19 protein-coding genes and 1 tRNA gene are annotated in these 19,000 nt (G+C 66.8%); 9 read left to right on the top strand and 11 right to left on the bottom strand.

Features of this window, described 5'->3' with window-relative positions:
* Positions 1-211: 211 nt before the first annotated feature.
* Positions 212-287, bottom strand: a tRNA-Ala gene (locus tag VF662_RS09975).
* A gap of 105 nt (positions 288-392) precedes the next feature.
* Between VF662_RS09975 and VF662_RS09970 the strand changes: the two genes are divergently transcribed.
* Complete coding sequence (locus tag VF662_RS09970) at positions 393-1,145, top strand: NUDIX hydrolase (protein WP_464140505.1); 753 nt, start codon at positions 393-395, stop codon at positions 1,143-1,145.
* A gap of 56 nt (positions 1,146-1,201) precedes the next feature.
* The gene (locus VF662_RS09965) at positions 1,202-1,885 is read left to right on the top strand and encodes an extensin-like domain-containing protein (protein ID WP_464140510.1); all 684 of its coding nucleotides are present in this window, start codon (positions 1,202-1,204) and stop codon (positions 1,883-1,885) included.
* 103 nt (positions 1,886-1,988) lie between these two features.
* Here VF662_RS09965 and VF662_RS09960 read toward each other — a convergent pair whose 3' ends face one another.
* Positions 1,989-2,261 carry an SWIB/MDM2 domain-containing protein gene (locus VF662_RS09960; RefSeq protein ID WP_464140503.1) on the bottom strand — a complete coding sequence of 91 codons (273 nt, stop codon included), beginning with the start codon at positions 2,259-2,261 and terminating at the stop codon, positions 1,989-1,991.
* A 112-nt stretch (positions 2,262-2,373) separates the two neighbouring features.
* Positions 2,374-3,192 carry an LD-carboxypeptidase gene (locus tag VF662_RS09955; RefSeq protein WP_464140501.1) on the bottom strand — a complete coding sequence of 273 codons (819 nt, stop codon included), beginning with the start codon at positions 3,190-3,192 and terminating at the stop codon, positions 2,374-2,376.
* Positions 3,193-3,254: 62 nt separating this feature from the next.
* On the opposite strand from VF662_RS09955, the gene VF662_RS09950 reads away from it, so the two are divergent.
* From VF662_RS09950 to VF662_RS09935, 4 genes are all read left to right on the top strand, one after another.
* The gene (locus tag VF662_RS09950; RefSeq protein WP_464140499.1) at positions 3,255-4,655 is read left to right on the top strand and encodes a UDP-N-acetylmuramate--L-alanine ligase; all 1,401 of its coding nucleotides are present in this window, start codon (positions 3,255-3,257) and stop codon (positions 4,653-4,655) included.
* A gap of 69 nt (positions 4,656-4,724) precedes the next feature.
* A complete protein-coding gene (locus VF662_RS09945) occupies positions 4,725-5,114 on the top strand; it encodes a cupredoxin domain-containing protein (protein ID WP_464140497.1) in 390 nt (129 codons plus the stop codon).
* 59 nt (positions 5,115-5,173) lie between these two features.
* Positions 5,174-5,581 carry a hypothetical protein gene (locus VF662_RS09940; protein WP_464140494.1) on the top strand — a complete coding sequence of 136 codons (408 nt, stop codon included), beginning with the start codon at positions 5,174-5,176 and terminating at the stop codon, positions 5,579-5,581.
* A gap of 122 nt (positions 5,582-5,703) precedes the next feature.
* Positions 5,704-6,531: an oxygenase MpaB family protein gene (locus VF662_RS09935; RefSeq protein WP_464140492.1), complete on the top strand. Its 828-nt coding sequence runs from the start codon at positions 5,704-5,706 to the stop codon at positions 6,529-6,531.
* On the opposite strand, the gene VF662_RS09930 is transcribed toward VF662_RS09935, so the two are convergent.
* Positions 6,474-7,457 (bottom strand): ribonuclease Z, encoded by a 984-nt coding sequence (locus tag VF662_RS09930; RefSeq protein WP_464140490.1) that lies wholly within the window; start codon positions 7,455-7,457, stop codon positions 6,474-6,476. The genes VF662_RS09935 and VF662_RS09930 overlap by 58 nt on opposite strands.
* Positions 7,457-8,284 carry a Clp1/GlmU family protein gene (locus VF662_RS09925; protein WP_464140487.1) on the bottom strand — a complete coding sequence of 276 codons (828 nt, stop codon included), beginning with the start codon at positions 8,282-8,284 and terminating at the stop codon, positions 7,457-7,459. The genes VF662_RS09930 and VF662_RS09925 overlap by 1 nt, the downstream gene beginning before the upstream one ends.
* Positions 8,285-8,416: 132 nt before the next feature.
* Here VF662_RS09925 and VF662_RS09920 point away from each other — a divergent pair, with 132 nt between their 5' ends.
* On the top strand, positions 8,417-11,152 hold the full coding sequence (locus VF662_RS09920; protein WP_464140485.1) for an EAL domain-containing protein: 2,736 nt from the start codon (positions 8,417-8,419) through the stop codon (positions 11,150-11,152).
* A gap of 7 nt (positions 11,153-11,159) precedes the next feature.
* Here the strand turns inward: VF662_RS09920 and VF662_RS09915 are convergent, their stop codons facing one another.
* The gene (locus VF662_RS09915) at positions 11,160-11,636 is read right to left on the bottom strand and encodes a peroxiredoxin (protein WP_464140508.1); all 477 of its coding nucleotides are present in this window, start codon (positions 11,634-11,636) and stop codon (positions 11,160-11,162) included.
* Positions 11,637-11,639: 3 nt separating this feature from the next.
* The gene (locus VF662_RS09910; RefSeq protein ID WP_464140483.1) at positions 11,640-14,342 is read right to left on the bottom strand and encodes a bifunctional [glutamine synthetase] adenylyltransferase/[glutamine synthetase]-adenylyl-L-tyrosine phosphorylase; all 2,703 of its coding nucleotides are present in this window, start codon (positions 14,340-14,342) and stop codon (positions 11,640-11,642) included.
* Positions 14,343-14,447: 105 nt separating this feature from the next.
* On the opposite strand from VF662_RS09910, the gene VF662_RS09905 reads away from it, so the two are divergent.
* Positions 14,448-14,597, top strand: a complete 150-nt coding sequence (locus VF662_RS09905) for a hypothetical protein (RefSeq protein ID WP_464140480.1) — start codon at positions 14,448-14,450, stop codon at positions 14,595-14,597.
* A gap of 2 nt (positions 14,598-14,599) precedes the next feature.
* On the opposite strand, the gene VF662_RS09900 is transcribed toward VF662_RS09905, so the two are convergent.
* The 3 genes from VF662_RS09900 to VF662_RS09890 all read right to left on the bottom strand — a co-directional run bounded on the left by VF662_RS09900 (position 14,600) and on the right by VF662_RS09890 (position 16,355).
* Positions 14,600-15,259 (bottom strand): sigma-70 family RNA polymerase sigma factor, encoded by a 660-nt coding sequence (locus VF662_RS09900; protein WP_464140478.1) that lies wholly within the window; start codon positions 15,257-15,259, stop codon positions 14,600-14,602.
* Positions 15,260-15,350: 91 nt separating this feature from the next.
* Positions 15,351-15,485 (bottom strand): hypothetical protein, encoded by a 135-nt coding sequence (locus tag VF662_RS09895; protein ID WP_464140475.1) that lies wholly within the window; start codon positions 15,483-15,485, stop codon positions 15,351-15,353.
* A gap of 75 nt (positions 15,486-15,560) precedes the next feature.
* Positions 15,561-16,355, bottom strand: coding sequence for a response regulator (locus VF662_RS09890; protein ID WP_464140473.1), 795 nt, complete (start codon positions 16,353-16,355; stop codon positions 15,561-15,563).
* A 589-nt stretch (positions 16,356-16,944) separates the two neighbouring features.
* On the opposite strand from VF662_RS09890, the gene VF662_RS09885 reads away from it, so the two are divergent.
* The gene (locus VF662_RS09885) at positions 16,945-18,459 is read left to right on the top strand and encodes a sensor histidine kinase (RefSeq protein WP_464140470.1); all 1,515 of its coding nucleotides are present in this window, start codon (positions 16,945-16,947) and stop codon (positions 18,457-18,459) included.
* Positions 18,460-18,465: 6 nt separating this feature from the next.
* Here the strand turns inward: VF662_RS09885 and VF662_RS09880 are convergent, their stop codons facing one another.
* Positions 18,466-18,654 carry a hypothetical protein gene (locus VF662_RS09880; RefSeq protein ID WP_464140467.1) on the bottom strand — a complete coding sequence of 63 codons (189 nt, stop codon included), beginning with the start codon at positions 18,652-18,654 and terminating at the stop codon, positions 18,466-18,468.
* Positions 18,655-19,000: the final 346 nt, after the last annotated feature.

The raw sequence follows: 19,000 nt of genomic DNA, 5'->3' as shown, positions 1-19,000 counted from the left end.
CCCTGCCATCGATCATCGCCATAACGGTTGTCGCCGTAGCCCATGAAATCCTCCTACTCTGTGGCGGATCCGCGTCACTGGCGCACGGACGATCCGGCGCTTGCGGTCCAGCGGGAAGAACGAAGGGGTAAGGCGGCCCGTTCCGGCCGGGGAGCCAGTCGGTTCCGCTTCGGCGACGGAACGGAAGCGGAGAAGATCGTCGGGCTCGGGTTGGTGGAGCTGAGGGGAATCGAACCCCTGACCTCTGCAGTGCGATTGCAGCGCTCTCCCATCTGAGCTACAGCCCCGCGCCACCGGCGAAGCGCCCCAATAGCCGCGCGAACCGGCTGGCGCAATGCAGCAATTCCTCTCTGGTGAGAGAACGAGCGGGCGATGAAATCGTTGGCTGAGGGATGAGCGATCTTCCCGAACCCATTCCCGCCGCCACCCTCGTCCTGATGCGGCCCGCGGCCGCCGGCGCGCCGCAGCTGCTGATGATGGAGCGGACGCGGAGCATGGCCTTCGCGGCCGGGGCACTGGTGTTCCCCGGCGGCCGGATCGATCCCGATGACGAGGTGCTGGCGGAGCGGATCGGGGGAGCTGTCGAGTTTGCACCGGCGCGCATCGCCGCCATCCGCGAGACGATCGAGGAGACCGGCCTCGCACCTGCAGTCGTCCCTCCTCCGAGCGCGGCGCTGGTGGCGCAGCTGCGGCAGGAGCTGGAGGACGGGGCACCCTTCTCGGCCCTGCTGGAGGCGCATGGCCTCAGCCTCGATCTCGAGGCGCTGACGCCGTTCGCCCGCTGGTGCCCGACTTTCAAGGAGGCGCGAAGGTTCGACACCCTGTTCTTCCTCGCAGAAGCTCCCGCCGGAGCCGCGACTGCCGCCGAGGCGGAAGCGGTGCGCATCCTTTGGGCGAGCGCGAACGAGGTGCTGGACGAGGCGAATGCCGGCCGCGCCCGCATCATCTTCCCGACCCGCCGCAACCTCGAGCGGCTCGCTCGCTACGCCTCGTTCGAGGAAGCGAGTGCCGACGCCCAGCGCTACCCGGTCCGCAAGGTCGTCCCCTGGCTCGAGGAGCGGGACGGGGCGCAGTGGCTCTGCATCCCCGACGACCTCGGCTATCCCGTGACCGCCGAACTTGCCGAGACGGCACGGCGGACGTGAAGCGCCGGAGGCCCCGCCCGGTCCGGGTCCTGAAGAGCCTGCTCCTCATTGCTCTAATGCTTTTCGGCGGGATGCTGCTCTACGGCTATGGCCGCAATCATCCCGAAGACCTGCCCTGGACGGAGCTCGACCTCACCCGGCCCGTCGGCGCTTTCACGGGGCGGAAGCTCGTGCAGCTTCGCGGCGAGGCGGAGCAATGCAGGGCCTTGCTCGGCAGGGCCGGCGTCCGCTTCACGGCGCTTCCGCCCCGATCGGGCAACGGGCAGTGCGGCTATGACGACGCGGTCCGCTTCACCGGCGGCGGGGCGCTCGACATCGCCTACCGCCCCGCCGGCCTCGGCACGAGCTGCCCGGTCGCGGCGGCCTTGGCGCTATGGGAGTGGAACGCCGTTCAGCCGGCCGCGCTTCAACATTTCGGCCGCAAGGTCGAGCGGATCGAGCATTTCGGAAGCTACAGCTGCCGCCGCATCTACGGGCGCTCCGAAGGAAGCTGGAGCGAGCATTCGACGGCCAACGCCGTCGATGTCGCCGCCTTCGTCCTGGAAGACGGCACCCGCATCAGCGTTGCAGGCGACTGGACGGGCGACGATCCGGCCGCGCGGTTCCTGCACGACGCCCGCGACGGAGCCTGCAAGCTGTTCGCCACGGTGCTTTCACCCGACTACAACAAGGCGCACCGCGACCACCTCCACCTCGACCAGGCGGAGCGCGGCGCCTTCGGCTGGCGCGGCTGCCGCTAAGCGCTCCTAAATAAGAAGCCCGCGCGGTGGCCGGGGCCGCCGCGCGGGCTTTCTTTTTGGTGTCGCGCCCGGCCCTCGGGCCGGCGCAATGGGTTGAGTCGCGTTAGCTCAGGTGGCGCGACAGGTGCTTGTTCATTTCGAACATCGTCACCTTCTTCGTTCCGAACACCTTCTCGAGCTTGTCGTCGGCGAGGATCTCGCGCTTGTTCTCAGGGTTCTGGAGATTGTTTTTCTTGATGTAATCCCACATCTTGCTGACCACTTCGCTGCGCGGAAGCGCGGCCGAACCGGTGATCGCGGCGAGATCGCTCGACGGCGTCACGGGACGTGCAAGTCCGCCTTGAGCCTTCGTTCCGCCTGTTGTTCCCTTTGCCATAAGTTAAGCCCTCCTCTGTACCGTGCTGATAGAGCGCAAACTTGCGCGGAGTGCAACTGCTTCGAGAGAGGAGCGGCTCGGTTCGTCGCCGCTCGTGGCCGGACCGTGGCGCTCAGGACGATCTCCCGAACGGCACGAGCTTGTTGTCGGCATCGTGGCCGATGTCGGCGCGGCCGAGATAGGGGATACCGGAGCGGCCGCACCAATGGCGGAACACCTGCTCCTCGGTCTCGCCGAAATCGGGATCGTTCAAGGGCACTTCGCTGCACCGGCCGAGCCGGATCCCCGCCACCTTCCGGACCTCCGGGTTGCTCGTGATGTGGAACATGGAGCGGTCGGTGCGGTACATATGCTCCGAGACGTCCTCGAGCATCAGCACGTGGCCGGTAAGGTCCGGCTGGAGAGGCGTCCCGAGCAATTGGCTGAACACGGTGATGTTGAACGCCGCCGCCTTATCGCCGGCCGTCAACGAAGGCTCTAGCGAGCTAGGCGCGCCGTCCGCCAGCCAGCCGAGCGCGCGAGCGATCGCAGCCTCCCCTCCCTGCCGCCTGACGTCGCCAGGCATCGGCCCGTGAACCGGCCGTCCGATCCCCGCCGCGTAGAGGCCGCCGAGCAGGTATCCCGCATCGCTGTAGCCAAGGTAGATCTTGTCGCCGGCGGCGCTTGCCAGCCGCTCGATCACGTCCTCGGCGATCCGGCAGGAGCCGTAGCCGCCGCGGGCGCACCAGAGCGCGTCGAAGTCCGGATCGTTCGCCATTGCCACGAACGCCTCCGTCCGCACCTCGTCGGTGCCGGCGAAATGGTTGTGGCTTGCGAAGCATTGCGGGTGGAAGAGGATCTCCAGCCCTGGGAAGCCGACGGCGATCGCCCGAACGCGGTCCGCAAGCTCTTCCGTGATCGGCGTGCTTGGCGCCACCACTCCGATCCGCATGCCTGAAGCCTCTCCTTCCCGCCGCGTTTGAAATGGCCGCCGCACCTCAATAGGGCGGTGCGATGAATCACGCCAAATCCTATTTCTTCTGCGGGATCGGCGGCAGCGGCATGCTTCCGCTCGCCTGCATCGTCCGCGGCCAGGGCTTTGAGGTCGCCGGCTCCGACCGTTCGCTGGATCAGGGCCGCATCGCCGACAAGTTCGCCTTCCTGGAGGCGCAGGGCATCGGCCTCTTTCCGCAGGACGGCAGCGGAATGACGAGCGCCGACCAGATCCTCGTCACCTCGGCGGCGATCGAAGAGAGTGTTCCCGACGTACAGGCCGCGCGGCGCTTGGGCGCGGAGCATCTCACCCGGCCGCAGCTGCTCGCGCAGCTATTCAACGCCGCCGACACCGGCATCGCCGTCGGCGGGACCAGCGGCAAGTCGACCGTGACGGGCATGATCGGCTGGATCCTTCATGACACCGGACGGCAGCCGACCGTGATGAACGGCGCCGTGATGAAGAATTTCGTCAGCGCCGACACGCCCTTTGCAAGCGCATTGGTCGGAAGCGGCGGCATGTTCGCGAGTGAGGTCGATGAAAGCGACGGCTCGATCGCGCTCTACCGGCCGCGGATCGCGGTGCTGAACAACATCACGCTCGATCACAAGTCGCTCGACGAGCTTCGGCGCCTGTTCGGCGATTTCGCCCTGAAGGCCGAGAAGATCGTCCTCAACCTCGACGATGACGAGACCCGCCTGCTCGCCGCGGTCCTGCCGCCCGAGAAGGTGGTCACCTATTCGCTGCGGAGCGACGGAGCCGACTATTTCGCCGCTGACCTTTCCGAGGAGCCGTTCGCCATCTCCTTCACGCTGCGCACGAAAAGCGGCGGCGAACCGATTCCGGTCCGGCTGTCGGTCCCCGGCAGGCACAATGTCTCGAACGCCCTCGCAGCGGTGGCCGCTTCGCATCTCGCCGGAGTTCCGCTCCGGGAGGCGGCTGCAGCGGTCGGCGGCTTCCTCGGCCTCCGGCGCCGTATGGAGCTGGTCGGAACCGCGAATGGCATCGCCGTGATCGACGATTTCGGGCATAATCCAGACAAGATCACCGCCACGCTGGAGACGCTCCACGCCTTTCCCGGGCGCCTGCTCTGCCTGTTCCAGCCGCACGGCTTCGGTCCGCTGCGCGTGATGCGGCGCGAGCTTGTCGCCTGCTTCGCCGATCAGCTTGCGCCCGAGGACGTGCTGATCATGCCCGATCCGGTTTATTACGGCGGCACCGTGGACCGGAGCGTCGGCAGCGGCGAGATCGTCCACGATATTCGCGCCGCCGGACGCATTGCCGAGCACATTCCCGACCGTTCCGCCTGCGGCGAGCGCCTGCTCGAACTCGCCAGCCCTGGCGACCGGATCGTCATCATGGGCGCGCGCGACGACACGCTTTCTCAATTCGCCGCCGATCTGCTCGCGCGCCTCGGCTGATGTCCTTCGCCAACTCGACGGGCCGAGCTTCCGAAGCTAGGATGCCGCTTAGTCCCAGGAGCCACTCCGATGCGTCCCCTCTTCCTCTTCGCCGGCCTGATCCTCGCCGCCTCGCCCGCCCTTGCGGCACCCGATTGGCGGCAGGCGCGCGAATATGACGTTCTGCTCTCGAGCTTCGACATTCAGCCGACGCCGATGACGTTCAAGGCGGGCGAGCCGCTCCGCCTCCGCCTCATCAACAACAGCACCGAAGCGCACAGCTTCAGCGCCGGCGGCTTTTTCGGAGCCGGCGAGATCCGCACCCGCGAGCGAGCCATCGTGAAAGGCGGCGCGGTCCAGGTCGGCCCCGGCGAGACTCGCGAAATCCTGATCGTGCCCGCTGCCGGCCGCTACTCGGCGCGCTGCGGCAACCTCTTCCACCGGATCATGGGCATGTCGGCGAGGATCGTCGTCGAGTGACCGGGGGAACGCTTGTGAAAGCTCTTTCGTCCTAAGCTGCCAGCCTGGAGGAACCACCTATGGGTAAGAAGAAAGACAAGGCCGGCAAGGACAAGCTGCCGAAGACGATCGCCGGAGTGAAGGTGCCGAAGGAGCTCCGCAAAGGCGGCCAGTTTGCGAAGTTCATGAACGATCCGACGGTGCGTGAGATCGCGCTCGCGGCGCTCGCCGCCGGCCTTGCCGCGCGGAAGGACGCCCGCCGCGCCGCCAAGCGGACAGTTGCCGAAGCCGGCGAAGCGGCGGAAGGTGCGGCCGAGAACGTGGAGAAGGGCGGCGGTTGGGTGAAGGCGGCGCTCGGCGCTGCGGCGATCGAGGCCGGCCGGATGGTGATCGACGTGATTGAGGATTCCGGCAGCCGCAAGAAAGCTCAGGCCGCGAAGTCCGCATCGAACGCCGAAGCCGAACCCGCCGGCGGCGGGCGCCGCTGAAGCACGGCGCCACCCTCCCCTTCGGCCTCCAGACGTGGCTCGAAGGCTATGCCGGCGCTTTCCTGAAGCCCAAGGGGCTGTCCCCGGTCGATTTCACCGAGCCCGCGGGCGAGCCGGCGCTGGTGCCGCCCGATTCCATCACATGGCAGGTGTTCCGCAATCCTCTGGCACTCTTCGTCGGCGGGGTCGCGGCGGTGATCCTAGAACTTGCCGAGCCGCGGGTGCGCGCCGGCGTCTGGGACCATAGCAGCTTCCGAACCGATCCGGTCGAGCGGCTGCGGCGAACCGGCCTCGCGGCGATGGTGACCGTCTACGGCGCCCGCTCCACGGCCGAGCAGATGATCGCCGGGGTGCGGCGCGTGCACGAGCGCGTGGAAGGCGTTGCCCACGACGGTCAAGCGTATCGCGCCAACGATCCGGAATTGCTCGATTGGGTGCAGGCGACGGCGATGCACGGCTTCCTTCACGCCTATCACCTTTTCGTGCGGCCGCTGCCGCTCGCGCAGCGGGACTCCTTCTATGCCGACGGAACGGCCGCGGCGCACCTCTATGGCGCGCAAGGATCCCCGCGTAGCGAGGCGGAGCTGGAGGCCCTGTTCGGCGTCATGAAGCCGAAGCTCACCCGCTCGCCCGTCATCTTCGAGTTCCTCCGCATCATGCGCGCGGCTTCGGTCTTCCCGCTTCCGCTCCGCCCGGTGCAGCATCTGCTGATCCGCGCCGCGGTCGAGATGCTGCCCCGCTGGTTCCGGGACCTCGCCGGCCTCGGCCCCCGGTCGGGCCTCCGGTCTTGGGAGCTCCCTCTCGTAAGGCAGGTCGGAGCCGCCGCGGACCGCGTGCGGCTGGATTCGAGCCCTGCCGCCGAAGCTTCGCTCCGCCTCGGGCTCCCGCGCGACTATCTCTGGAAGGCGGCGGCCACCTCCGCGAGCATTCGTTCCTCCTCGCCCTCGTAGCGCGGCGAGAAATGGAAGGGCTCGACCTTCGTTGCGCCCGCCGCCCGCCCGATCTCGCCTGCGGCCATGGTGGTGAGGTGCGCCCGCTCCCGCGCCTGGACGGCATCGGCGGCCGCGAAGCGCGCCTCGATGAAGAAGGTGTCGGCGCCGTCCGCCAGCACCGCGATCTTCTCTCGGTTTGAAGGCGTGTCCGCGACGTCCGTCACGTAGCCGATCTTTTGTCCGCGAGTGATGCTGACGATGTCGCGAAGGGTGCCGAGTTGGGCGCAGCCTCCGCCCGGGAGCTCGATCGGCTGCTCGTCGGGGAGTCCCTCCGCCACCGCCCGCTTAAGCGCCTGCAGCCACTGGCCGGTTGGAAGCCCCCGTTCCTCCAGCCTGTTCTTCCAAACGTTGGCATGCGCCGGCTCAGCGACGGCAAAGCCGAGACAGGGCCCGTGATGGTCGAGGATCGCCGCCCGCACTTCGAAGCCGCTGTCCCCGGCGACAATGCCATCCCGGACTTCGACCCGCTCCTCCGCCTCGCGCTCGAAGCGGGCTTTGAACCTGAAGCGGGCGCGGCGCACTTCGGATGCCTCCGTGAGCTCCGTCACGTCGAACACCAGGTCCGCTTCGTAGCGGTCGACGAGGTCCCACTCATAGGCGCGGAGCTTGTGCTGGACCCGGTCTAGGAAACCCGCCGGACCCACCATTTCGATCCTCTTCTCCCGCCCCACCGAAACGCGGAGCAGCGCGTCGAAGCCGATGAAATGGTCGATATGCGTGTGGGTGACGAAGACGTGGGTGACGCGCAGCAGGTCGCGGGCGCTGAGCGGCGTCAGGTCTCCCATGTCGAATAGCAAGGCACCGCGCTGGTGGAGCGTCTCGACATAGAGTGCCGGATCGCCGAAGCGGCCGTTGACGAGCGAAGGGTGGAGCAGCGGACGCATCAGCTCTGCACCCAGGCCGGGCTGAGCTTATCCAGCAGGTGCCAGCGGCCCTCCTTCGGCTCCGCCCACATCTTGCCCAGCCGCACGAGCCGTACCGCCTCCGATGGCGCGCGGGTGCGAATGCGCAGCACCCCCTCCTCCGCCTCCTCGACGATTCCGAGCGCGATGTCCGTTGCGTCTGCGTCCCCAACGCCGCAGACCGGCCTCGCCGCCGATTGCCAAGGCGCCATGGGTCCTCGGTCGACGGCCGTTCGTACGACCCTGATAACGGAGCTGCCCTCGATCTCGCGCTCGAACGCCGCTTGCCTCAGCGCCGCGCGGAAAGCGGGCGACTTCCGCCGCGCCAGCGGCGAGCGCTGAAGGCGGAGGACGGGGACGCTCGCGGCAGCCACGATCGGCTCGGGTCCGAGTTCGACGATCAGGTCCGACTGGATCGCCTTCACCGTCATCGCCTGAAGCCGGGCGCCAATCCCCTTCACAAAACCCGAAGTGTTGACGATGAACGGCTCCGAGCCATGCGCCAGTGCCTCGGCCGCACGCGCAATCGCCGACAGCGCGCTGGCGCTGGTCGTTCCGATGAACACGAACCGCTCCACCTGCCCCAGCCGCCCCAGCGCTACGGTACCTGGGGGCCCGATCATCTTCTGCCCCGGATCGAGATCGATCAGGCGCGCCCCGCCGCCTTGCCCTTCCAGAAATGCCTGGATGAAGCTCGTCTTGCCAACGTCCGTAGCGCCAAGCACCAGCACCCGCCTCCGCGCGCTCGCGCCGGCCAGAGCGTCGCTCCAGTCAGGCGGCAGGTGAAGATCGGTCCGAAACGGGTCCATCGGCGCTTCAAACGCACGTGCCGCCTTGTCGCTCTCACCAGATTCACGCGCTCCGGATAATCCCGCCGCCGCCGCTTCAAACCCTTCCTTAAACTCTCTTTGCTATCGCGCATGTGTGGAGGGTTGTGCGAAATGAGGAAGGGGCGGTTTGCCAGCGTCAGCGGCAGCCCGGAACTGGTCGCGCCGCTTTCGCTCGCGGATCTGCTGCTCGTCGACGTTTCGGCGGCGGACGATCAGTCGGACGAGCGCATCGGCACCGAGCGCGTGCGTACGCTGACGCACAGCGCCGTCTTTCTGCTTGCCTCCCACTTCGCCGCCGGAGCCACCATCCTTGCCGGGCTCGTCTCGGCGGGGAATCACAGCTCCCTCCTCGGGGTCATCATCCCGCTGGCCGCAGTGCTCCTGCTGGACGCAGGCTTCTGGTTCACGACCCGCCGTCACCGCACGCGAAAGCTCAAGCCCCACCTCGTGATCCGCTTCGCGGCCGTCTACGTGATGGCGGTCGGCTTCCTCTGGAGTCTCCTCGCCGCACCAGCCCTCGCCGGAGTGACGCCCGAGAACGGCGCCGCCATCCGGGTCGCGCTGACGCTCGGCTTCTCGCTGCCGATCGCCGCCTTCCTGTCGATCCCGATCATCGTCGTCGCAAACGGCGTGATCACCGTCGCCGCTGCGTATCTGTTCGACGGAAATCCCCTGCTGGTCGGCGGTCTCGCGGCGATCGGTGGATCGGTCAGCTGGTTCAGCCTCTACAGCGCCCGCGATGCCGTGCTGTCCTCCAACCGCCGCCTGGCGGTCGAATGGGAAGCGCAGAAAGCGCGCCGCTTCGTCCTCGAATTCGAGCAGAGCGGCCGCGGCTGGTTCTGGGAAACGAACGCCGACGGTGCACTCTCCTATGTCTCGGACCAGCTGGCCGAGGATTTCGACGTCCCGGCATCGGAACTGCTCGGCCGCACCTTCGCCGACCTCCTGATGGTGGAGGATAGCGGTACGGCGGAGGCTTCGGAGCGGACGCTCTCCTTTCACCTCTCCGCCCGCTTCCCCTTCTCCGACGTCACGGTCCGCGCAAATACCGCCAAGGACGTCTGGTGGTCGCTCTCCGGAAGCCCGAATTTCGACGATTACGGCCGCTTCCTCGGCTTCCGCGGCATCGGCACCGACCTCACCGAGAAGCGCCGCTCCGAAGCCGAGATCAGCCGCCTCGCGCGCTATGATTCGCTCACCGGCCTGCCCAACCGGGCGCAGATGCGCCAGACGCTGGAGGAAGCGCTTCGGAACGGCGCCAAGCGGCGGGCGAGCTGCTCATTGTTCCTGATCGATCTCGATCGCTTCAAGAACGTCAACGACACGCTCGGCCATCCCGCCGGCGACGAGCTTCTCCGCCAGGTCGCGCAGCGCCTGTCGAGCGTGATCGGCGACCAGGGGCAGATCGGCCGGCTGGGCGGCGACGAATTCAAGGCGGTGCTTCCGGACCTCGGCAGCGAGCGTCGGCTCGCGGCGCTGGCCGAGCGGCTCATCCACAAGGTTTCGATGCCCTATATGATCGGGGGGCACAGCGTCTCGATCGGCGCCTCTGTCGGCATCGCCATCGCTCCGCCGGAGGGCGCCTGCGCCGACGCCTTGATCCGGGACGCCGATCTCGCGCTCTACGCCGCCAAGGCCGCCGGGCGCGGCACGCACTGCTTCTATGCGCCTGAGATGCACTCGGACGCCAAGGACCGGCAGATCCTCGAGAACGACCTTCGCAACGCCGCGATGCGGGAGGAGCTGAAGCTTCTCTATCAGCCGCTCGTCAACGCGGTGACCGAGGACGTGGTCGGCTTCGAGGCTTTGCTGCGCTGGGAGCATCCGACCCGCGGCACGATCATGCCCTCCGAATTTGTGCCGCTCGCGGAGGAATGCGGTCTCATCGTCGGCATCGGCGAGTGGGTGCTGCGCACCGCCTGCGCGGATGCCGCGACGTGGCCGGAGCATGTCAGCGTCGCCGTCAACCTCTCGCCGATCCAGTTTTCCAGCCCCGGCCTCACCAGCATCGTCATGAATGCGCTCGCCTCGGCTGAGATCGATCCGGCGCGGCTCGAGCTCGAGATCACCGAGAGCGTGTTCCTGGTCGACAGCCCCGCCACCGACGAGATCTTCAGTCAGCTGAAGAGCATCGGGGTCCGCCTCGTGCTCGACGATTTCGGCACCGGCTATTCCTCCCTCGGCTATTTGAAGAAGGCGCCGTTCGACAAGATCAAGATCGATCAGTCCTTCGTCCGCGGGGCCGCGACCGTCGGCAGCCGCAACGCCGCGATCGTCCGCGCGATCGTCGCCATGGCCGAGGGTCTCGGCATGGAGACGACCGCCGAAGGCGCCGAGACGCTCGACGAGCTGACCCTGATCCGCCAGCTCGGCTGCTCGCAGGTTCAGGGGCATATCTTCGGCCACCCGATGGGCGCAGCCGAAGCGCTTGAGCTCGGCTCGAGGAGCAAGAACGGAAGCTCCGACGCCAACGAGCGTGCGCCGCGCCACGGCCTCATCCGCCTCGCGACCTTGAACTGGAACGGCGAAGCGCTGCCCGTTCGCCTTCGTAATATCTCATCCGGGGGCGCCCTGCTCGAAAGCGAGCGGGGCCTCGATGCAGGGTCCGAAGTCCATCTCGACCTTCCGGGGTGCGGAGTGCTCGCCGCGGAAGTGCGCTGGTCGCAGTCCGGTCGCCTCGGGATCAGCTTCCTTGAGGAGTTCGATTTGAAGAAGCTGGCCCCGCCCAAGAAGCGCGGCGCGAGCAACGTTCAGATGCTGAAGCCAAGCTATCTCGATCTGAAGCCGGAGGAGCCCGCCCAGCTCGCCGAGAAGCGTCCGAAGCCGAAGGACATCCGCCGCTACTGAGCGGTTTTCAGCTGCCGCGGCCTTTGAGTTCGCGCGCGGCCTGCAGCACTTCCTCGGCATGGCCGGGGACCTTCACGTTCCGCCACACGCGCTCGATGCGCCCATCACGGTCGACCAGGAAGGTGGCACGCTCGATGCCCATATATTTGCGGCCGTACATGCTCTTCTGGATCCAGGTGCCGAAGGCCTCGCACACCGAGCCGTCCGGGTCCGTCGCGAGCGGGATCTTGAGCTCGTACTTGTCGGTGAACTTCCTGTGCTTCTTCGCATCGTCCTTGGAGACGCCGAGCACCCATGTGCCCGATCCCTCGAATTCCTCCGCAAGGGCGGTAAAATCCTGCGCTTCGCGTGTGCACCCGGACGTATCGTCCTTCGGGTAGAAATAGATGACCAGCTTCTGACCGCGGAAATCGGCGGGGCTGATCTTCTGCCCCTCCATCCCTTCCAGCTGCACATCGGGTACGAGGTCGCCTTCGCTCAGCATCATCTAGTCTCCGTGATGCGCGGCCACGTCGCGCCAGGTTTCGAATATCCTCTGCCGCGCGGAATCGTGCGCCGCAAGCAGGCTTTCCCAGCTGTCGAGGCCGCAGCTTGCCGCCACGAGCGCGCGGGAGGCGGCGGGAGGCTCCGACGAGCTTGGGGAAACGAGGCGCATCGTCACCAGCATCCGGGTCAGCAGCCGGTGCGCTTCGACCATGCCAGGCGGCAGGAGCCCTTCATCGGCAAGCTCCGCCACCGCCAGGTCCAGCTGCGGATGCAGCGCGATGCCGTGGCGCAGCTGGAGCGTGTGGACCGCGAATTCGAGATCGACGAGGCCGCCGTCCCCAAGCTTGATGTCGAACGGCCCCTTGGGCGGTTTATGAAGAGCAATCTCGCCCCGCATCTTCACGGCGTCGGCTATCAGCTTCTCCGGAGGGCGAGGCATCAGCAAAGTCGCTTCGATGATGCGCTGCAGCGATGCCCTTGCCTCCGCCGAACCGTGGACCGGGCGCGCGCGGGTAAGGGCCATATGCTCCCAGGTCCAGGCCCGCTCCTGCTGATATTCGGCAAAGCTCGGGAGTGAGATTGCGAGCAGCCCATCCTTTCCCGACGGCCGGAGACGCGTATCGACGTCGTAAAGCGGGCCGGCGGCCGTGGGAACGCTCAGGGCGGCAGTGATCCGCGGCGCAAGCCGATTGAAATAGTCGGTCGCCCGAAGCGGCTTCGGGCCGTCGGATTGCGCCTCGTGGGTGCCCGTGAAGAGATAGACCAGATCGAGATCGGAAGCGTGGGTGAGCGCTTCTCCTCCGAGCCGCCCCAAGCCCATGATCACCAGTTCGGAGCCGGGGACGCGGCCATGCGCCTTCTCGAACTCCGCGACCGCCGCGTCGGCAAGGACATTGATGGCGGCCTCCGCCACCCGCGCATAGCCGGCAGCGGCATCCAGCGGGTCTGCGCGCGCCGCCACCAGCTGCACGCCAAGCGCGAAGCGCCGCTCGTTGACCCGCCGGCGGACGCGGTCGAGCACCAGCTGGTAATCCTCGCCCGCGCGATCGAAGCGGGAAAAGGAGCGGACCAGTTCCTCCACCGGCGGCGCCCGCTCGAACGCGCTCGCGTCGATCAGGCCCTCGAGCAGTTCCGGCCGGCGGCCCAGTTGCTCGGCGAGCGCGGGCGCATGGGCAAGCACCGTCGCCAGGATGCGGGCGAGCTCCGGCTGTGCCTCGAGCAGGCGATAGAGGTTGATACCGCTGGGCGCCTTCCCGACGACGTCGTCGAAGCGGTTCATCGCGCGCATGCTGTCGGGCGAGGCACCGAAGGCGTCCACGAGCGCCGGAAGCATGGCTTCGAACGCATCGCGCGCGGCAGCGGTGCGAAGGGAACGCGCCCTCCCGGAGCGCCATCCCTCTATCCGCAGCCGCCCCGACGCTGCATCCTCGAAGCCCGAGCGCCTGAGCCGCTCCTCCAGGGCTGCCGGATCGTGCGGGAGGCGGGCGCCGCCCTCCTGATCCAATCCGCCGTAAAGCGCCGCGACCCGCGTCACCGGCGGCTCCAGAAGGTCGATCAACTCCTGCCCATCGGACAGGCCGTGCAGTTGCGCGACGTTGTCGAGCTCGCCCGGATCCGTGGGAAGGCTGTGGGTCTGCCGGTCATCGACCATCTGGAGACGGTGCTCGATGGTTCTCAAAAGGCGGTAGGCGCTGCTGAGGTCCGCCGCCTCCTCGGGAGCGATCCGGCCGCCTTCTGCAAGCGCCGCCAATGCATCGAGCGTCGCCGGCGCGCGGAGCGCCGGCTCACGCCCGCCGTGGATCAGCTGGTGGATCTGCGCGAAGAATTCGACCTCACGGATGCCGCCGCGGCCGCGCTTCAGGTCGAAACCGGGTCCGAGCCCCTGCCCCTCCGAATAATGGTCGCGAATACGCCGCGTGATCGACTGCAGTTCGCCAATCGCTCCGAAGTCCAGCGAGCGCCGCCAGACGAAGGGATGGATCGCCTCGAGGAAGTAGCGGCCGAGCGCCTCGTCCCCAGCGACTGCACGGGCGCGGATGAAGGCTGCCCGCTCCCACGGCAGAGCGCTCGACTCGTAATAGGAGATCGCCGCTTCGACCGGGAGCGTGATCGGAGTAACTTCGGGCGAGGGCCGCAGGCGGAGGTCGACCCGGAAGACGTAGCCTTCCGCGTCCCTTTTCTGCAGCAGCTCGATCACCCGCTGCCCGATCCGGACGGCCGCCTGCCCCGGCTCCTCGCGCGGCCGGAGCGGCAGAGTGGCCGGATCGAACAGGAAGATGAGGTCGATGTCGGAGGAATAATTGAGCTCGCAGCTGCCATGTTTGCCGAGCGCGATCACAGCGAACCCGCGGGGCTCCGCACCCGGCGTCCGCTCCTCGAACGCGGCGGCGACGGCCCGTCGCAGCGCACTGTCGGCAAAGTCCGAAAGCGCCTGCGTCACCTGCTCGAGCGAGGCAAGGCCCGCGAGATCGGCGATTGCAAGGCCGAGTGCGAGGGCGGTCCGTTCCCTCCTGAGAGCGGTGCCCACATCCGGGACATCGGCCGCTGATACCTTAGCGGCCGACACTGCTCCGTCGATCGATCCTTGGCTGAGCGCGGTGACGACCTCCGGTCGGGCCTTCAGCGCAAGCCTTAGAAAAGGCGCGTGTTTTTCCGCGCGCTCGACGGCATCGTTAACATTTCGGTCACTATATGTATCCACCATGCAACAAACTGGATCAGTTCCGTTTAGGGTGCGCAACTATTGCAACCGGTGCGTGCAAAGTTCGTTCTACCGCATGTGAATACGCTCAATCCGAGAAGAGAAGCCATGGTTAATGCTTCCTCCAGGCGGTTCGTGAAGGTGGCGCCGCCCACCGTTCACGCCGGCGTCGGGAACGCTTTGCGCGAAGCGTTCGCGATGGACGGCGAGATCCGATCGCTGAAGATGTTCGAGGAACTGCTCGCGAAGCTCGACTGATATCAGTCGGCGCGGCCGCCGGGATCGCGGTCGCGGCTCAGATCGTCCACCTCGCCCATGATCGTCTGCAATGCCGTCTTGTTCGCGTCGGTCTCATGCTCGCGCCGCGAGGGAAGCTTGCCCTCCGCCAGCAGGGTTTCGAGAGCGACGCGCCCGCGCGCGACCCTGCTCTTGATCGTTCCGACCGCGCAGCCGCAGATTTCGGCGGCTTCCTCATAAGCGAAGCCGCCGGCGCCGACGAGGATCAGCGCCTCGCGCTGCGGCTGCGGCAGGTGCATCAGCGCCCGCTGCATGTCGCCCAGCTCCACGTGCCGATCCTGGCTGGCGGGCGCGGCGAGCAGCTTCGAAGCCGTGATCTCGTCCCATTCGCCCTTGAAGCGTGCACGGCGCATCTGGCTGAGGAAGAGGTTGCGAAGGATGATGAAGGTCCAGGCACGCATGTTCGTGCCGGCCTGGAAGCGTTTGCGGGCGGCCCAGGCCTTGAGCAAAGTCTCCTGGACGAGATCGTCCGCAAGGTCGCGGCTGCCGGAAAGCGAGCGGCCGAACGCGCGCAGATGCGGGATGACCTGGCCGAGCTGCTCCTTGAACTCATTGTCCGAAAGCGGAACCGGCGCGTCCCGCCCCGGCTCTATTGCTGCTACTGCTGGCTGTTCGCCCGCCATCGATCCCCCAGAAGGTACGCTGATTACAGCCGCATCAGACACGGCCCTTTACGAGCCGGATGCGGCAAATTTGTTTCGGTGATGTAAGCTGTTAGCGCCAGACAAGCAATATGATGGCGAAAAGCACGACCACCATGCCCAGCGAAATGGGCAGAATGTAGCGCGTCATATGCGGCGTCGTGCCGGCGCGCGCCTCTGTTTTGCCGACGTGTGGAGGTTCATCCATGCGCGTTTACGGTCCTGTTTCGGAATCGGAACTTCTCGGAGCAACGCCCGCTGCCCGACGCTTGTTCCCTCACCCTCAGGCCGGAACCGTCGCCGTATCGAAGAACAAGGCCTGGGCGATCGCCGCCTTCACCGTGGACCGCTGGAACGGCTTGGTGATGAGGAAGGTCGGCTCCGGCCGCTCACCAGTCAGCAAGCGCTCCGGGAAGGCGGTGATGAAGATCACGGGCACCTGGAATTCGCCGAGGATGTCCTTGACTGCATCGATCCCCGAGCTGTCGTCGGCAAGCTGGATGTCGGCAAGGACCAGGCCCGGGCGGCGCGCCATCGCCTGCGACACCGCTTCGTCGCGCGTCACCGCAACGCCGGTGACGTTGTGGCCGAGATCGCGGACGATCGTCTCGATATCCATGGCGATGATCGGCTCGTCCTCGATGATCAGCACCTCAGCCCGCGTCTGGCGCTCGATCTCGGCAAGCGCCTCGCTGACGAGGTTCTCGACCTCGCTGGAATCGGCGCCGATCAGATAGCCCGTGTCCTCCGGCGTGAAGCCTTCCATCGCGGTCAGCAGCAATGCCTGGCGGGACAGCGGCGTGATCTGCGAGAGCCGCGCCTTGGCGATGCTTTCGGGATCCGCCATCCCGCTGTCGGTGCCATCCTCCTCGATGTTCGCGGATGACCAGATTGCGTGAAAGGTGCGGTAGAGCCCGAGCCGGGGATCGACGTCGCGGGGAAAGGCCTCGGGAGCCGCGACGATCGCTTCGAGGGTCGCCCGAACGAACGCGTCGCCATGCCCCTGGCTGCCGGTGAGCGCACGCGCATAGCGGCGCAGGAAGGGAAGATGGGGCGCGAGATCCTGACCAAGCGACATGTTTGTTACGACTCCTTCTCGAACTGCGGCCCTTGTGGGTGGCTGCCTCACGCTTTGCAAGCCCGGCCCTTGGCCGCGCCTACGGAGAGGATTCCCTGCTGAAATGCTTGCCCGACCGCTGCTGTTGTTGGTGTGGAACAAATCAATCAGTTTTTTGTTTCCAAGCCGACACGGTCCGCCTAGCGCGTTCTGTGCCAGCTTGCTTTTGTCTGCGATCCGCGCGCTTGCGGATACGGGGGAAGGCTGAATGACAATGCGGGGCGGCGCCTGCCGCGAGGGGTAATCGTTTTGAGCTTCGAGACCGAAAAAGATGCCGAAACACGGCGCAAGTCCGATCGACTCTCAGCCGCAGACACTCCCCAAAGGCCGCAAGCGAAGAAGAGCAGGAAGGGCTCCGGAGGCGCCGACCTCGGCCAGGCCCTCCGTTCCGCCTATCAGCGGACGATAGACGAGCAGATTCCGCCCGATCTGCTCGATCTGCTCGGAAAGCTCGGATAAACCTGCGCCTAAGGGCGTTCGGCACCACGTGCAGCAACAACAAACAGGCTGGTTCGCATCCAGGTTCGCTGGTCTTTCGACCGCGCTGAAGATGTTCTTGATCCTGAGTTTCGGGCTGCTTCCGCTCGGTCTGATCGCGATCCTCGCCTCGCTCCAGGGCGCCCGCCAGAACGAGATTGACCACCGGCAGTCGGTGGAGGCGCGGGTTCAGCTCAAGGCGCAGCGGATCAATTCCGCATTATCCCGCATCGTGCTGACCATTCGCGCCGCGAGCGGCCCCATCCGCCTCACCGGCGGCGATTCCGAAGCCTGCCGCACGACCTTGCGCAGGCTGGAGCGGCAGCAGGCGAACGAGGGGCGGTTTGCGCTCTATGGAAGGGGCAATGAGGTAGCCTGCGCAAGTGCGGGCTTCGCCGCCCGCGCAGTGGCGCGGCCCCGCCCCGGTACGCGCGCCGTCATTTCGCTCACCCGCGACGGCGAAGCGCTCCGTTTCGCGCTGTTCGACGAGCGCGGCGGCCTCGAAGGTGTCGGCGAACTTCCCCGCCACCGTATGGGCGAGATCGCCGAGCTTCCCGGGACCCGTACGGAATACGACCTGATCCTGTCCCAGCCCGGCCGGCGAATGATCGTCCATGAGGGGTTCGAGGACGGACCGCTGATCCGGACCGTGGACGCCGACGCATCGGTGCTCGCCGGCCGCTTCCGGCTGCACATCCATACCGGAGCAGCCCCCCTCAGCGCCGCCGAGCTGCTGATGACGCTGCTCCCGATCTTCATGTGGCTCGGCGCCGGGCTCATCGGCTGGCTGATCGTGGATCGGCTGCTTCTGAAGCCGCTCGTCCGGATGCAGCGGGCGGTCTCGAGCTATCAGCCCGGGGATCGAAGCTTCGATCTCCCTCCCCTCGCCACTCCGGCGCGCGAGATACGCGAGCTCGGCCTCGCCTTCGACCGAGTCACCCGCACCGTCGCGCGACACGAGGCAGAGCTCGAAGCAGCGCTCGAGCGGCAGACGAGGCTCGTTAGGGAGGTGCATCATCGGGTGAAGAACAACCTCCAAGTCGTCGCTTCGCTCCTGAACCTTCATGCGCGGGGCGCGAAAGGGGACGATGTTTCGGCCGCTTATGCATCGATTCAGCGCCGTGTGGACGCACTCGCGGTCGTCCACCGCAACCATTATGCCGAGCTTGAGGAAAATCGCGGAGTAGCCCTGAAGCCGCTCATCTCGGAGCTCGGCGCCAACCTTCGCGCAAGCGCTCCCGCAGCGGCCGCGCACATGCAGATCCGGCTGGACGTGGAGCCCTATTACGTCACCCAGGACGTCGCGGTCTCGCTTGCGTTCCTGATCACCGAGCTGGTCGAGCTCGCCATGTTCTGCGGCGCCGCCAACGTCACGATCTCGCTGAGAGGCAAGAGCGAGAAGCTGGCGCGGCTCTGCATCGAATCCGAAAGCCTCCGCTCCGAGGCCGAGTGCGACGAGCAGGTGTTCGCGCGCTTCGACCGGATCGTCACCGGCCTCGGCCGGCAGCTTCGCACCGGCATCGATCGCGACGTGGATTCGGGCTGCTATGCGCTCGACGTCGTCGTGGTCGACAAGGCCGAGCGCTAGCGCCCTTCAGCCGGTCCGATCGTCGCGGTTCTTCCGGTCGTCGCGATATTCGGGACGCGCAACCGCTTCATCCTTGGCGGCCTCGAGGGTTCCCGCGCTCTCGCCGCGGCCGGCGGCGACATCGGTGTTGCGCGCCTCATCCTGGTGAACGCCGTCGATGTCGGAATTGGGCGTGGCTTTGGGCGGCTGGGCCATTGAATACCTCCGTTCGGAGGGGACAACCGGCCAGCCCGGCGCGGGTTGCATCGGGCCGATCCGGCGGACTCCAACATTTTTCATTTGCTTGCATTTTTTTCGTGCGCCGGCGGAACTCCTGACGTGCTGCCACGTTCTGCACTTCGGATAGTGACCTTTTGCCCCCCCGCTCTCGCTATCCAGAACATGAGCCCGGACGCGTTAACCTCCCCCCCCCCCCGGTAGCGCCTCCGGGCTCAACATTTTTCGGGCCCCTCCACATCGTCGAAGCTACACACGTCGAAGCTTCGTCGCCCGAAGGGGATTGTCGTTACGGGTGGGAACCCTTCAGCCGGGGCGCGCATTT

The sequence above is a fragment of the Allosphingosinicella sp. genome (genome assembly GCF_036387215.1).
Taxonomy (GTDB): Bacteria; Pseudomonadota; Alphaproteobacteria; order Sphingomonadales; family Sphingomonadaceae; genus Allosphingosinicella.
Note: the sequence above shows the minus strand (reverse complement) of the source record. Positions and strands in the feature narration are given on the sequence as shown.

Excerpts from the sequence above, each read along its gene's own strand:
- VF662_RS09970 (WP_464140505.1), top strand. The coding sequence starts at position 393 with ATGAGCGATCTTCCCGAACCCATTCCCGCCGCCACCCTCGTCCTGATG.
- VF662_RS09965 (WP_464140510.1), top strand. The coding sequence starts at position 1,202 with ATGCTTTTCGGCGGGATGCTGCTCTACGGCTATGGCCGCAATCATCCC.
- VF662_RS09960 (WP_464140503.1), bottom strand. The coding sequence starts at position 2,261 with ATGGCAAAGGGAACAACAGGCGGAACGAAGGCTCAAGGCGGACTTGCA.
- VF662_RS09955 (WP_464140501.1), bottom strand. The coding sequence starts at position 3,192 with ATGCGGATCGGAGTGGTGGCGCCAAGCACGCCGATCACGGAAGAGCTT.
- VF662_RS09950 (WP_464140499.1), top strand. The coding sequence starts at position 3,255 with ATGAATCACGCCAAATCCTATTTCTTCTGCGGGATCGGCGGCAGCGGC.
- VF662_RS09945 (WP_464140497.1), top strand. The coding sequence starts at position 4,725 with ATGCGTCCCCTCTTCCTCTTCGCCGGCCTGATCCTCGCCGCCTCGCCC.
- VF662_RS09940 (WP_464140494.1), top strand. The coding sequence starts at position 5,174 with ATGGGTAAGAAGAAAGACAAGGCCGGCAAGGACAAGCTGCCGAAGACG.
- VF662_RS09930 (WP_464140490.1), bottom strand. The coding sequence starts at position 7,457 with ATGCGTCCGCTGCTCCACCCTTCGCTCGTCAACGGCCGCTTCGGCGAT.
- VF662_RS09925 (WP_464140487.1), bottom strand. The coding sequence starts at position 8,284 with ATGGACCCGTTTCGGACCGATCTTCACCTGCCGCCTGACTGGAGCGAC.
- VF662_RS09920 (WP_464140485.1), top strand. The coding sequence starts at position 8,417 with ATGAGGAAGGGGCGGTTTGCCAGCGTCAGCGGCAGCCCGGAACTGGTC.
- VF662_RS09915 (WP_464140508.1), bottom strand. The coding sequence starts at position 11,636 with ATGCTGAGCGAAGGCGACCTCGTACCCGATGTGCAGCTGGAAGGGATG.
- VF662_RS09910 (WP_464140483.1), bottom strand. The coding sequence starts at position 14,342 with ATGGTGGATACATATAGTGACCGAAATGTTAACGATGCCGTCGAGCGC.
- VF662_RS09905 (WP_464140480.1), top strand. The coding sequence starts at position 14,448 with ATGGTTAATGCTTCCTCCAGGCGGTTCGTGAAGGTGGCGCCGCCCACC.
- VF662_RS09900 (WP_464140478.1), bottom strand. The coding sequence starts at position 15,259 with ATGGCGGGCGAACAGCCAGCAGTAGCAGCAATAGAGCCGGGGCGGGAC.
- VF662_RS09895 (WP_464140475.1), bottom strand. The coding sequence starts at position 15,485 with ATGGATGAACCTCCACACGTCGGCAAAACAGAGGCGCGCGCCGGCACG.
- VF662_RS09890 (WP_464140473.1), bottom strand. The coding sequence starts at position 16,355 with ATGTCGCTTGGTCAGGATCTCGCGCCCCATCTTCCCTTCCTGCGCCGC.
- VF662_RS09885 (WP_464140470.1), top strand. The coding sequence starts at position 16,945 with ATGTTCTTGATCCTGAGTTTCGGGCTGCTTCCGCTCGGTCTGATCGCG.
- VF662_RS09880 (WP_464140467.1), bottom strand. The coding sequence starts at position 18,654 with ATGGCCCAGCCGCCCAAAGCCACGCCCAATTCCGACATCGACGGCGTT.